Source organism: Hydrococcus rivularis NIES-593 (assembly GCF_001904635.1).
Lineage (GTDB): Bacteria > Cyanobacteriota > Cyanobacteriia > Cyanobacteriales > Microcystaceae > Hydrococcus > Hydrococcus rivularis.
This window is the reverse complement of record NZ_MRCB01000016.1, coordinates 74084-86248: the sequence shown is the minus strand read 5'-3', so window position 1 is coordinate 86248 and position 12165 is coordinate 74084. Positions and strand designations below refer to the sequence as shown.

Annotated in this window: 14 protein-coding genes; 11 read left to right on the top strand and 3 right to left on the bottom strand. The window is 46.3% G+C overall.

From position 1 onward, the window contains the following. The first annotated feature begins 15 nt into the window (after positions 1-15). The 4 genes from NIES593_RS14110 (at position 16) to grxD (ending at position 2629) form a co-directional block, all read left to right on the top strand. On the top strand, positions 16-1083 hold the full coding sequence (locus tag NIES593_RS14110) for a hypothetical protein (protein WP_073600191.1): 1068 nt from the start codon (positions 16-18) through the stop codon (positions 1081-1083). A 152-nt stretch (positions 1084-1235) separates the two neighbouring features. Then, positions 1236-1859, top strand: a complete 624-nt coding sequence (locus NIES593_RS14105; RefSeq protein ID WP_073600190.1) for a hypothetical protein — start codon at positions 1236-1238, stop codon at positions 1857-1859. A 73-nt stretch (positions 1860-1932) separates the two neighbouring features. Beyond that, positions 1933-2193: a BolA family protein gene (locus NIES593_RS14100; protein ID WP_015143198.1), complete on the top strand. Its 261-nt coding sequence runs from the start codon at positions 1933-1935 to the stop codon at positions 2191-2193. Between the two features lie 112 nt (positions 2194-2305). Continuing rightward, positions 2306-2629 (top strand): Grx4 family monothiol glutaredoxin, encoded by a 324-nt coding sequence (grxD, locus tag NIES593_RS14095; protein WP_073600189.1) that lies wholly within the window; start codon positions 2306-2308, stop codon positions 2627-2629. 36 nt (positions 2630-2665) lie between these two features. Here grxD and NIES593_RS14090 read toward each other — a convergent pair whose 3' ends face one another. Continuing rightward, positions 2666-2914, bottom strand: a complete 249-nt coding sequence (locus NIES593_RS14090; protein ID WP_015143196.1) for a DUF6761 family protein — start codon at positions 2912-2914, stop codon at positions 2666-2668. A 212-nt stretch (positions 2915-3126) separates the two neighbouring features. On the opposite strand from NIES593_RS14090, the gene glyS reads away from it, so the two are divergent. The 6 genes from glyS (at position 3127) to nadC (ending at position 9769) form a co-directional block, all read left to right on the top strand. After that, entirely contained in the window at positions 3127-5271 is a 2145-nt protein-coding gene (gene glyS, locus NIES593_RS14085) for a glycine--tRNA ligase subunit beta (RefSeq protein ID WP_073600188.1), read from the top strand. Positions 5272-5665: 394 nt separating this feature from the next. Beyond that, positions 5666-6913: a glycosyltransferase family protein gene (locus NIES593_RS14080; protein ID WP_073600187.1), complete on the top strand. Its 1248-nt coding sequence runs from the start codon at positions 5666-5668 to the stop codon at positions 6911-6913. Between the two features lie 342 nt (positions 6914-7255). Then, a complete protein-coding gene (locus NIES593_RS14075; RefSeq protein WP_073600186.1) occupies positions 7256-8113 on the top strand; it encodes a DUF72 domain-containing protein in 858 nt (285 codons plus the stop codon). 52 nt (positions 8114-8165) lie between these two features. Then, a complete protein-coding gene (locus NIES593_RS24235) occupies positions 8166-8312 on the top strand; it encodes a hypothetical protein (protein ID WP_175561138.1) in 147 nt (48 codons plus the stop codon). A 53-nt stretch (positions 8313-8365) separates the two neighbouring features. Continuing rightward, positions 8366-8884: an RDD family protein gene (locus NIES593_RS14070; RefSeq protein ID WP_245817504.1), complete on the top strand. Its 519-nt coding sequence runs from the start codon at positions 8366-8368 to the stop codon at positions 8882-8884. Between the two features lie 9 nt (positions 8885-8893). Beyond that, positions 8894-9769: a carboxylating nicotinate-nucleotide diphosphorylase gene (gene nadC / locus NIES593_RS14065; protein WP_073600184.1), complete on the top strand. Its 876-nt coding sequence runs from the start codon at positions 8894-8896 to the stop codon at positions 9767-9769. Here the strand turns inward: nadC and NIES593_RS14060 are convergent, their stop codons facing one another. Then, positions 9770-10063 carry a DUF3593 domain-containing protein gene (locus NIES593_RS14060; RefSeq protein WP_073600183.1) on the bottom strand — a complete coding sequence of 98 codons (294 nt, stop codon included), beginning with the start codon at positions 10061-10063 and terminating at the stop codon, positions 9770-9772. Between the two features lie 32 nt (positions 10064-10095). Further along, positions 10096-10413 (bottom strand): DUF2499 domain-containing protein, encoded by a 318-nt coding sequence (locus NIES593_RS14055; RefSeq protein ID WP_073600182.1) that lies wholly within the window; start codon positions 10411-10413, stop codon positions 10096-10098. 434 nt (positions 10414-10847) lie between these two features. Here NIES593_RS14055 and NIES593_RS14050 point away from each other — a divergent pair, with 434 nt between their 5' ends. Next, positions 10848-12161, top strand: coding sequence for a lipid-A-disaccharide synthase-related protein (locus NIES593_RS14050; protein WP_073600181.1), 1314 nt, complete (start codon positions 10848-10850; stop codon positions 12159-12161). The last annotated feature ends 4 nt before the right edge of the window (positions 12162-12165 follow it).

Here is a 12165-nt window from a genome sequence, read left to right as displayed (position 1 = left end):
TCGGATCGAATTGCCATGTCTATCCAACAGGATTCTCTCAAACAAGCCAGATCTCTTCTCAAAATAGCTTTATTAACTTACGTCATATTTCCTTGCTATCAAACTTTAGGAGCCTCTCTCTCTTTTGGGTTCAAGAGTTCATTATTATTTGGCTCGTTATTAGAAGTTGAAAATTCTCTTGAAGGTAATCGGAAGACTTGGGAATCGATGGTAGAAGAAATTGTCGATCTTACTACTCGATCTGACGAAGTAGATTTAATCATTGCTAATTTTTATGCTTCTAATCGCTCCCAAGACAACGAAGCCCAAAAATCTTTATCAGTAAGCGCCCTTATTCAAGCATTTAGGCAACTGAACTTAGAGGGAACTAAATCGACCAGTCAGCCAGCCAGCGTTCCCATACTGCCCCAAGTCAAATACGCCGATATCGATAAGGGAATTTATGCTTTTGAGTCATCATCGCAGCTTCAAAAAAGACCGACTAATTCGGTCTTTTTTAATGCCAACAATCAAACGGCTTTTCCCAAACCTTTGGCAAGTCAAGTACTCTCAATAAGACAGCTAAGTACGCCAACACTCGATTCGGAACTTGCCCTAATGCCGAAAAACGACCTCTCTGCTTCTCTAGAACAGATGAATGTCAATCCTGCTGTTGCCGACGTTGCCAAAACCATCAACAGTTTCGGCGGAATTAATATCAATAATGGTTTTCGCATGCTTCCTAGAGAAAGCGTCCTGACTTCTCGGCAATTTAACTATAATTTTTTCAAAACCAGCACTTTTTTTCGCAACGATCTAAAATCGCTTCCCGCTCTCAAAACAGAAATCCAACAAAAGGTTAACGAACAGGCTCAACAACAATACGAACAACAACAAGAACGCCAAAGACTTTATCGGGAAAAATTTCTTGAAGAACAAGAGCGACAAAGGCAGAAGTTACTAGAACAAATGAAGCAAAAAAAAGAGCAGCAGCAAAAACAGCTCGAACAACAGCTCGAACGACAGCGAAAATTGCAAGAATTGTATCAGCAACAGCTCGAACAACAGCGACAAGAGTACCAAAAAATGCGAGAGCAGTTATGATCGATGCAACCTTGGCTAGCGATCGCAAGAGTAAAAAAAAGATTGGCAACAAGCGATCGCGCCGAAAACTGCTAACACGGTATAGACAGATGCTAATATACCTCAAGCAAAAAACTTGAGTTGCTCGCACGAGCTAGTAGTAGAGTCATGCCATGATAAATACACATTTTCTTAGCTGTAGCAGTTCGATCGCTTTTTCCTCGATTGTAGCGTTGGCAATTGCAGCGCCTATCCAGGCTCAAGTTCCCCCTCAGCAGACAGAACAAGGTCAAGGCGATCTTCGCCCTTTAGCTCAGCCAAATAGTCTCCTCAGCTTTCAAGGCGCACAGCGCTTAATGAATGAAGCCAATCAAGCCATCGGCTCGGAGCAATACGAGGTAGCAGTCAACAAGCTACAACAAGCTCGGAAAATTTTTAATCAATTGTCTAATTTTCATTTACAGCTCGCTAATAGTTTTTCGGGAATTGATAGCCAAGTTTACGAAGCGCAAAGAAGTAGCGCCCTCAAAAGCGGACAAATGCGCGACGAAGCCACCTATCAGCTTGCCCTGGTTCATCGGGCGCAAAATCAACCAGAACTCTCCGTTCCTCTGCTAATACAGGTCATCCGTTCTCAAAATCCGACTAGCGACTTGGGGAAGAAAGCTTACCAACAGCTTTACGAACTGGGGTTTGTCGAATCGCCCTTCTCTCCCTCAACCCGTACCGCGCCTCAACCACAACAAGGCAGTCCTCAGCAAGACAATCCCCAACCAGGTAATCCACAAAGGAATTAAAATACTGTTGATTTACCCTCGATAGGATTAGTAAGTCAAATAAACTAGATTAAGTTGTTTTGTCGAAATTAAGATGGTTAGTCTTAAACAAGTTGAAGAAATGATTCAGGCTAAATTGCCTGGCGCTCAGGTATTTGTTAGAGATTTGACTGGTGGCGGCGACCATTTGGAAGCGGTAGTCGTGTCTGCCGAGTTTGAAGGCAAAACGCGCGTCAAACAGCATCAGCTAGTCTATAGCGCCTTGCAAGAAGCGATGGCATCAGAGGCAATTCACGCCCTCGCCTTAAAAACTTACACTCCCCAAGCATGGCAGGCTGAGGGTCAACCCGTCTGAGTTAAAATTTAAGGAGTATTGCTTGACAAAAATCACCTAGTTCTCCTAAAGCGATTATTTTTGTCTCGTCGTCTGTTTGTAGTCTTTTGAGCAGAAAACTCTATTACGGTCTATGACACCAGAACTCAAAGAGCGGATCGAACAAATCATCAATAGCCACAAAATCGTCGTGTTTATGAAAGGCTCGAAGTTGATGCCTCAATGTGGCTTTTCTAACAACGTCGTGCAGATTCTTAACGTCTTGGGCGTTCCCTACGAAACTGTAGATGTTTTGCAAGATGCCGATCTTCGTCAAGGCATCAAAGAGTATTCCAATTGGCCCACGATTCCCCAAATTTATATCAATGGAGAGTTTATTGGCGGCTCGGATATCGCGATCGAGCTTTATCAAAGTGGCGAATTGCAACAAATGGTTGAGGTTGCTTTAGCTTCCTAAGAAACCAGCCTTTGGGGTAGGTTTTCTCTGCCTACCCTAGTAATAATCGGTTTCTGGTTCGGGAAGCGGCAACTCGAAGTTCGAGGGGTCGTAAAAATATCGAAAAGCATCCTCTTCTAGTCGATGAATTTGATAGGGTTCGAGAACGTTTGTATGGCGCAGACAAGCAAAGTAACCCTCCAAATATAGGCGGATTTCGTCATAGCGATAACCTCGGTTCCACAAATCCACCATGGAATCGGTGAGTTTTTGATAGTAGCGGATGGTTTGAGGATCTTGAAGCATGAGCTAGAGCGGGAGGATTGCAATAAAGTGGACGGAAATATATTGAACTCGATCGCGTACCCGACAAGTCAATAAATGATTAGGTTATGTTACTTTTATTGTACCTGTCCGAGTCTCGAAAAGTCTTGTATCGAACCTTACCAACGCTAGATTGTAGGGATTTGTTGATATAAGAGAGTGTAACCTCAAAGCAAGATTATAGAAAATAACCTATGCCTGATTTTTTATTGGAAGTCGGAGTTGAAGAATTACCAGCAGATTTTGTCGATACAGCGATAGAGCAGTGGCAGGAGAGAATACCCAAAACCCTAGAGGAACAATTTTTAAACTCAGAGGAAATCGCGCTTTACGGGACTCCTCGCCGTCTGGCAATATTGGTTAAAGGACTTCCAGCCAAACAAGGCGATCGAGAAGAAGAAATCAAAGGACCTCCTGCAACAGCCGCTTTCAAAGATGGAAAACCGACCAAAGCTGCCGAAGGCTTTGCCAACAAACAAGGGGTGGACGTAAAAGACCTCTTCGTCAAACCAACCGACAAGGGAGATTTTGTCTTCGTACAGAAAAAAATTCCCGGACGGGCAACCGCCGAAATTTTACAAGAACTCGCGCCTCAATGGATTACAGGCTTGGAAGGAAGGCGTTTTATGCGCTGGGGCGATGGCGATTTGCGCTTTCCCAGACCGATTCGCTGGCTGGTAGCTTTATTGGATAAAGAGATTTTACCGATCGAATTAACAAATGGTTCGACGGTTATCAAAAGCGATCGCGTCTCCCAAGGACACCGCATCTTACATCCCGAACCCGTTACCATTCCCCAAGCTTCAGATTACCCAGAATGCTTGCGTTGTGCTTATGTCGAAGTCGATCCAGCCGTCCGTCGCAGTAAAATTCAGCAGCAAGTCGAAACTGCCGCGCAGCAGATAGGCGGTAAGGCATATATCCCAAGCGATTTATTAAACGAAGTAACCAATCTGGTAGAATATCCCACCGCCGTAGTCGGGAAATTTGACGCTGAATTTTTAAATCTGCCTGCCGAAGTGATTTCGACAGTTATGGTCTCCCATCAGCGTTATTTCCCAGTTGCTTCAAACAATCCCAATAACTCTCTCCTGCCCAATTTTATTACCATCTCCAACGGCGACCCAGCCAAATCCGAGATTATTGCGGCGGGAAACGAACGAGTGATTCGAGCTAGATTAGCCGACGCGAAGTTTTTCTATCAAGCTGATTGCGACGAACCGCTCGAAAGCTACTTACCCGAACTCGCCAACGTCACCTTCCAGGACGAGTTGGGCACGATGCGCGATAAAGTAGACCGAATTATCGAAATTGCCCAGCAGATTGCCGAACAGCTAGATCTCACCCCGCAACAGCGCAGCGAGATTGAAAGTACGGCTACCCTGTGTAAAGCGGATCTAGTGACGCAAATGGTCTACGAATTCCCGGAATTGCAAGGGATTATGGGACAAAAATATGCCCTCGCCAGCGGGGAGTCGGAAAACGTTGCCCAGGGAATTTTCGAGCATTATTTACCGCGAACCGCAGAAGACAGAATGCCGGAATCCCTGACGGGACAGGTGGTTGGCATCGCCGATCGCCTCGATACGCTGGTGAGTATTTTTGGTTTGGGAATGCTCCCGACAGGTTCGTCCGATCCCTTTGCCTTGCGTCGTGCGGCGAATGCAGTCATTAATATTACTTGGCACGCACAGTTACCCATCGATCTGGCACAATTGCTCGAACAAGGTGCAGCCGATTTTGTCACGGCGCATCCCGATAAGGAATCCCCCCTCCCGTCTTTGCAAGCGTTTTTTATTCAGCGCATCCACACATTACTCGAAGATGACTTAAAGATCGATTACGATTTGGTGAATGCGGTCTTGGGAGAAGACGATCGAGAGTATGCGGAAAGAGCATTAAGAGATTTGTTAGATGTGCGCGATCGCGCTCAATTTCTCCAATCGATTCGTCAAAATGGTTTGCTAGATACCATCTACGAAACCGTCAACCGTTCTGCGCGTCTAGCTGTCAAAGGCGATTTGGACAAGCAGCAACTCGATCCGGCGGCAGTCGTTCGTCCAGAATTATTTGAGAAGCCCTCAGAACAGGCATTTTACGACGCGCTAGTCCAATTAGTTCCGCAAACCCAAGCCGCACAAGCCGATCGCAATTATCAATTATTGGTTGATGCTTTGGCGAAAATTGCGCCGACAGTCAGCAACTTTTTCGACGGTCCTGAAAGCGTATTGGTGATGGACGAAAACCCAGAAATTAGGCAAAATCGGCTTAATTTATTAGGTTTGCTTCGCAATCACGCCCGCGTTTTGGCGGATTTCGGCGCGATCGTTAAATCATAAAATGGCAACGCGCGGTTTCTGTTTTTACGGTTTTGCCGAGTTGAACTTCGCCAGTCTTATAGCGGTTTTTGTAAGTAGAGGGATAGAAACAAAACAATAAACAACTCCTTTTTGCGATCGCTATTTTTAGCCCGTTGGGAATAGCAAATTTTATTTATACTTCTCCCACAATTTTTCAAAATTCATTTTCGCTAATTGGCATCCGCTTTGTGTATTACTATTGAAGAGTTGCTCGAACATTACCTCGATGAGAGAAAAATTCACCGAAGTTGCTTTGTAAACTCTATTCCAAGACTGGTATCAAAGCAGACACAGCAATTAGTGTAACTCGTGCAAAAATTATTCAGGTTAACTTTACGGTTGCCTTAAATTTACTTAATCAATCAAGGCGGATATGGACTATAAGCAGGAGTTAATCACAACTATTCACGATTTTGGATGCAACTCGGAACTCCTGGAAGAAAAATTGATTCAACTCAGCGAACAGGCTCCAACGGCAGTTGTCATTCCAGCGCTTTATGAAGAATTAGAAAGACCAGCGCTAACTCGCATTAGAAACCACCTCGGTCAGTGTGCTTTTGTTAAAAAAGTAGTAGTCAGCTTGTATGCCAAGACGATCGCGCAATATGCAAAAGCAGTGGAGTTTTTTGAGTCATTGCCGCAACCGACAGCAGTCATTTGGGAGAATGGAGAGCGAGTAACTCGCATTCTGGAAACTTTAGGCGATCGCAATCTAGATTTATCCAGTTTTAGAGGCAAAGGTCTCGCCGTGTGGCTAGGATTGGGCGTAGCATCTTTAGACGCAGAAGCGATCGCTCTCCACGATGCAGATATCATTACCTACGAGCGTTCCTATCCGCTCAAACTCCTCTATCCCCTACTCGAAAAAGAATTTGGTCTTGCCTTCAATAAAGCCTATTATGCTCGTATCGGCAGCGAATCTCGCCAGCTCAACGGTCGAGTGATGCGCCTTTTTGTAACGCCCCTGCTAACAGCCCTGACCGAACTTCTTGGGTATCAGAATTATCTGCGCTATCTGAATGCCTTTCGCTATCCCCTATCGGGAGAGTTTGCTATGACTAGCGATCTGGCGCTTAATATTCGCATTCCTAGCAACTGGGGTCTAGAAGTTGGCTTGTTGGCAGAAGTCTATCGCAATGTCGCTCAGAAGCGCATCGCCCAGATAGATTTGGGCGTTTTCGACCACAAGCACCAGACAGTCGGCAGTTCGACAAAAGAAGGATTGCAAAAGATGTGCCGAGATATCCTTCGTTCTATCTTGCGCACGCTGACAGAAACCGAGCAAGTCGTACTGACAAGAGAACATCTCCATTCCCTGCGCATTAAATTCCGTCGGCAAGCTCAAGACTATACGCGCCAGTACTTTGTCGATGCGCGGGTCAATAACCTGGAATTCGGTCGCCACCAAGAAGAAGTGACTACAGAACTATTTGAAGCAGTCATTGCCGAAGCTGGAGAAGATTATTTCTCCAATCCTGCGGGAGCGCAGATTCCCGATTGGACGAGAGCGCTTGCCGTGATGCCCGATCTGCGCGAGCAACTGCGCGATGCGGCGCTAACCGATGCAGCAGAAGCTAAGGCGCTAAGGGTGGTACATAATGAGGCGGTCAGTCCGGTTTGATTTTCGTCGAAGTCAACCCCTTTGGGGAATTCGAGACTGAGAGCATCCCATTTTTGCCAATTTATCATCGGTAGTGCGAAAGATCCTTCGCTAGCCCCTTCGCTATCGCTGGGGGCTTCGCTTCGGCTTGTTAGGACGCTTTGCGTCTTGCTCGCTAAAGCAGGTTTGCGAGTGAGACGCTCACACTACAATTACATAATTGGGACGCTCTCCCCACACTTCCCATACTCCCCTCTCTTATCATCTTCCGCAAACATTTAGGTAACCGATATAACTTTTTGGCGATCGCATCTGCTTTGTCTTGCGAGAGACTAGAGAGGTGTTAAGAATCGTGATAGATTGATGAACTTTTATCTAGGTTGTGCGGTTTGGTCCTACAAAGGATGGATAGGAAACTTTTACCCGCCAAAAACTCAGTCTAAAAACTTTCTGCGCCTCTATAGCCAGCGCTTGAGGGCGGTTGAGGGAAATACAACATTCTATGCCGTACCTGAAGCGACTACCATAGAACGCTGGGTAACTGAAACTCCAGCTGGTTTCAAATTTTGTCTTAAACTTCCCAGAGAGATTACGCACAATGGCTTACTCATGCCCTCGCTTGGAGCCGCGATCGCGTTTTTGGAGAGAATTAGCAACTTAGGCGATCGCACCGGATCCGTTTTTCTCCAATTACCTCCCAGCTACAGTCCCGACTTTCTGGAAGATCTGAGCGCTTTTCTCAAATCCCTAGTTAAGGAAACCAAAGCTTTATTAGCTCTAGAAGTCCGCCATCCCGATTGGTTTGAAAACTCCCATGCTAATCAATTAAATAATCTTCTCGAAAAATTGGGGGTAGCAAGAGTGCTGCTAGATACTCGTCCGATCTACGATTGTCCCGACGATCCGCAGCTTGCTTGCGAGAGGCGCAAACCCAAAGTGCCCTTGCAACCTTGCCTTACGGCGAATTTTAGTTTAGTTCGCTTCATCAGCCACCCGCAACAAGAGTATAACCGATCCTTTCTTCAAGAATGGGTAACGCAAGTCGATCGCTGGTTGCGTCAAGGCACAGAAATCTATTTCTTCGTGCATTGTCCGTTAGAGGAGCGATCGCCTTTCACTGCCCGTTATTTTCAGCAACTGCTCGAACGGCAAGGCGTAAACGTTCCTCCCTTGCCATGGGATCGCTTAGAATCCCCTCCCGTACAGCTGAGCTTGTTTTAGAGATATCTACTCAGATAGAGCGGTTTGCCGATCGTCCGGTTGAGTCATTTGAATGTACCGTTCTCTTGGCGATCGCGCCTGCGAAGTTGGGTTTCACTATCGCTCAACACCAACCCACGACAAGTCAACGATTTCAAGAGTTTTGTCAGTCAACCAAGGTAAAGTAGAGAAGTACAAAAGTTATCATTTCTTGCTATAACGAAGGAGCGAAGTCCCTACTTCTACTTCACCATGCTGATTAAGACCGAGCAAATGCCTGAGAGACGATATCCTAAAGTTCCGATCGAGCGGCGAGTCGCTGCTTTTTTAATCGATTTTGTTGCAGTTTGGCTGTTGAGTTCCTTCTTCCCCGATGTCATACAGTGGTTTGTGTTCCTAGTCGGCTGGTTCGTCGTGCGGGTTTTAGTTGTCGAAAAAAATAAAGGTCAAAGTCTCGGTCGCTATGCGCTGGACATGAAAGTCATCGATCCGCGTTTTAACAAAATTCCCGGATTGCTAGCTTTGGCAAAACGGGAAGGAATTGTTGGCTTGGCTGCGATGCTGGCAATGTATGGCTTAGAAATTAATTTTGTCAATGGATTGTCGATGCTGTTGCTAGTCTCTCCTCTACTAGCCGATTGCGGCGTGGCTTTTGCCGATGAAGAACTCAACCAAGCTTTTCACGATAGAATTGCCGGAACTATCGTCATCCAAACGCGCCGAGGTTTATCGCTCGATCTGCGCCTGAAAAAGCTTTATTTTGACTTGAGGCGCAACTTTCAGAAACGATAATTTACTGAGATGAAACATTCAATTGCCGTACTGCCGCCGCCGATTGTATTAGAGGGACTGTTGCAAAGCTGGCTGTTGGAGGATATTGGTAGGGGCGATCGCGCGACGCAAGGGATCTTCCCGCAAACGGCTACAGCAGGAAAGGCAGAATGGATTGCCAAAGAAGCAGGCATAATTGCAGGATTGCCAGTCGCCGCCAGAGTATTTCGGTTACTCGATCGCCAGATAAATTTCGTCCCCTTAGTGGCAGAAGGCGAAGCAGTCAACCCCGCAGAGGTAATTGCTCGCATCGAAGGCGCGACGGATGCTTTACTGATGGGGGAAAGAGTAGCGCTCAATTTAGCCATGCGTCTCAGTGGCATTGCCACGTTAACCCGACAGTATGCAGACGCGATCGCAGATTTACCGACTCAGTTGGTCGATACGCGCAAAACAACGCCAGGATTGAGAATTTTGGAAAAGTATGCCGCCCAAGTCGGCGGCGCAGTTAACCACCGCATGGGATTGGATGATGCGGTTATGATCAAGGACAATCATATCGCAGCGGCTGGAGGGATTCGAGAAGCGATCGCGGCAGTTCGCAAAACGATGCCTTATCCTTTAACAATCGAAGTAGAGACAACCAGCATCGCTGAAGTTGAAGCTGCTCTTGCAGGCGGCGTGGATATTATCATGTTGGATAACATGACGATCGAGGAGATGAAGCAAGCGGTACAGTCGATCCGCGCACGAAATGACAAGGTAAAGATCGAAGCATCTGGAAATATTACCTTAAACAGTATTCGCAGGGTGGCAGAAACCGGGGTAGATTATATCTCCAGCAGCGCTCCCATTACTCGTTCTACTTGGTTAGATTTGAGTATGAAAATGGGAACTATGAACTAATCACGACGCGCGTTTGCGATCGACAATAGCTTGCCGAAACCCCAGCACGACCAAAATATTAGAAAGCGTTAGCAAAGATTCCGCACTGCCGTGCAAACAATCCACATTGGCTAAAACCTCGCCATAGTGAATTTTGGCATAAATTCCCGCTGGAATGGTAACGCCGACAAAAACCAACAGGGCATAAAACCCAATTAAAGCCAAACGCGGGGTTTGTTTAGAACGAGTCAGAAACCACAAAAATCCTAGATAAGGAAATAGGGAAAGGGCAAATAACGTATCTTTTGAGAGCATCACAGGAATTTTTTTTCGACTACTATTGTTAACTATTCTTGCTGCGATCGATCGCCCCCACTAGCAGAACGCCAAATCCACCAAGCCGCAGCGCACAGAGTACAATTCCCTACCACGGTCATTGAAGCTTGCAGCGTCACTAGCCATTCTAACGAACTGGCATTATCGAAGAAATGCCAAGTACAAGCACACATGGCACTGAGCAAAGCAGGTAACATTGCCCAGGATAATCCCCACCAGTATCGATTGCCAGTTACTTCTCCATAAATCCAGACCAGCCAAATAGCGGCAACCCACTCAATAACGCTAGAAACGTGAATAACCCAAGTCGGAATTGAAAGTGCATGCATAGGTTTTGCCAATGAGAAAGAACTCACTCCTGTCGAGCTTATCTCATTTGGCGTTGTCCTACCAAGGAAACAATTAGCATTACCAGCTAGCTTAACAGTCAAAGACTATTATAGGAAGCCATATCTAGTAATGCTAATCTGTCCACTGTTGTTCCCTAACCACTTGCATTCTCATGGAATGTGATAATGAAAACAACCTAAGTTTAGGCTATTAAGAGTAAACTGATAAATTTTTCAGGACAAAGTTCTCCAAGCGCCGATCGCGATAGAGTTTGAGGCGATTGCGACTGGCGGCAAAATCAATAAAAAACGATTTTAATTTAGAAAACACACTCTTATTTTCCTTATCTTCGGAAAACTGGAATAGGAACTATCTGTAAAGAATCGGTTATCTTAAAAAAACCGTCTACCTAATGAGCTGTTAGTCTAAATTCATGCAACTCCTTGTCTTAAGTAACGGTCACGGAGAAGACGCGATCGCCATCCGCATTATAGAACAATTGCAACGCCATCCCAGATCGCCCCAAATAACGGCATTTCCTTTAGTGGGAACTGGATACGCCTATTCCCAGCTTAATATTCCCACGATCGGGCAGGTAAAGCAGATGCCTTCTGGAGGATTTATCTACATGGATGGACGACAGCTATGGCGAGACGTTCGAGGCGGATTATTGCAGTTGACGCTAGCGCAATTTAATACCGTCCGCAGATGGGCAAAAACAGGCGGAAAAATTTTAGCGGTGGGCGATATTGTGCCTCTATTATTTGCATGGTCGAGCGGTGCTGAATATGCTTTTGTCGGAACGGCAAAATCCGAGTATTATCTTCGCGACGAAGACGGTTGGTTGCCTCAAACCTCTAGATTAGAACGCTGGTTGGGAGCGGTGTATCTTCCCTGGGAGCGCTGGTTAATGAGCCGTCGCCGCTGCAAGGCAGTATTTCCCAGAGATACACTAACCACTCAAATTTTACAACAATGGTCGATCCCCGCTTTCGATCTGGGCAATCCCATGATGGATGGACTTGAAGTTGAAGCCCGCGATCGCGCCCCCCTACATCTGTGCGGCATCAACTCGTCCCACAAAGGATGGGTCAGTCGATCTACTTGGAGCTGGCAAAACAGCAGCTCACCAGCCAAAAGCCAGAAGGATTCGCTCGTCATTCTCCTGCTCCCCGGATCGAGAATGCCAGAAGCACAAAGGAATTGGCGAACGATTTTGACCGCTATAGCGGGAGTCATCGCGATCTTCGATCGCCGTCCTATTTTATTTTTAGGCGCGATCGCGCCCGCTTTGTCTCTCGAACCTTTTCAAAAACCTCTCATCGAGCGCGGTTGGAATTCTTGTCCGATTTCCGATGCTAAGGTTGCAGCGTTTACGCTAGGCAGTACAACCTTAATACTATCTCAAACTATCTATGCAGAGTGGTTGTCGGCGGCTGACTTAGCGATCGCGATGGCAGGAACGGCAACAGAACAGTTTGTCGGCTTGGGTAAACCTGCTATTATCATTCCTGGCGAGGGACCACAATTTACCTATGCATTTGCTGAAGCTCAAACTCGTCTCTTAGGATGTTCTGCTATCCTGGTAGAACACCCCGAACGCGTTGTTAGTGAGATTCAATCCTTACTCGACGATGCCGATCGCTGGCAGCAAATTCACCAAAATGGACGGCGACGGATGGGAAGTCCCGGCGCGGCATCTCGCATTGCCAATTGTCTGATGGAAAAATTTATGGACAATAGTTAGTGGT

Bases quoted from the DNA above. Each gene is read 5' to 3' on its own strand.
- NIES593_RS14110 (WP_073600191.1), top strand. From the start codon at position 16: ATGTCTATCCAACAGGATTCTCTCAAACAAGCCAGATCTCTTCTCAAA.
- NIES593_RS14105 (WP_073600190.1), top strand. From the start codon at position 1,236: ATGATAAATACACATTTTCTTAGCTGTAGCAGTTCGATCGCTTTTTCC.
- NIES593_RS14100 (WP_015143198.1), top strand. From the start codon at position 1,933: ATGGTTAGTCTTAAACAAGTTGAAGAAATGATTCAGGCTAAATTGCCT.
- grxD (WP_073600189.1), top strand. From the start codon at position 2,306: ATGACACCAGAACTCAAAGAGCGGATCGAACAAATCATCAATAGCCAC.
- NIES593_RS14090 (WP_015143196.1), bottom strand. From the start codon at position 2,914: ATGCTTCAAGATCCTCAAACCATCCGCTACTATCAAAAACTCACCGAT.
- glyS (WP_073600188.1), top strand. From the start codon at position 3,127: ATGCCTGATTTTTTATTGGAAGTCGGAGTTGAAGAATTACCAGCAGAT.
- NIES593_RS14080 (WP_073600187.1), top strand. From the start codon at position 5,666: ATGGACTATAAGCAGGAGTTAATCACAACTATTCACGATTTTGGATGC.
- NIES593_RS14075 (WP_073600186.1), top strand. From the start codon at position 7,256: ATGAACTTTTATCTAGGTTGTGCGGTTTGGTCCTACAAAGGATGGATA.
- NIES593_RS24235 (WP_175561138.1), top strand. From the start codon at position 8,166: ATGTACCGTTCTCTTGGCGATCGCGCCTGCGAAGTTGGGTTTCACTAT.
- NIES593_RS14070 (WP_245817504.1), top strand. From the start codon at position 8,366: ATGCCTGAGAGACGATATCCTAAAGTTCCGATCGAGCGGCGAGTCGCT.
- nadC (WP_073600184.1), top strand. From the start codon at position 8,894: ATGAAACATTCAATTGCCGTACTGCCGCCGCCGATTGTATTAGAGGGA.
- NIES593_RS14060 (WP_073600183.1), bottom strand. From the start codon at position 10,063: ATGCTCTCAAAAGATACGTTATTTGCCCTTTCCCTATTTCCTTATCTA.
- NIES593_RS14055 (WP_073600182.1), bottom strand. From the start codon at position 10,413: ATGCATGCACTTTCAATTCCGACTTGGGTTATTCACGTTTCTAGCGTT.
- NIES593_RS14050 (WP_073600181.1), top strand. From the start codon at position 10,848: ATGCAACTCCTTGTCTTAAGTAACGGTCACGGAGAAGACGCGATCGCC.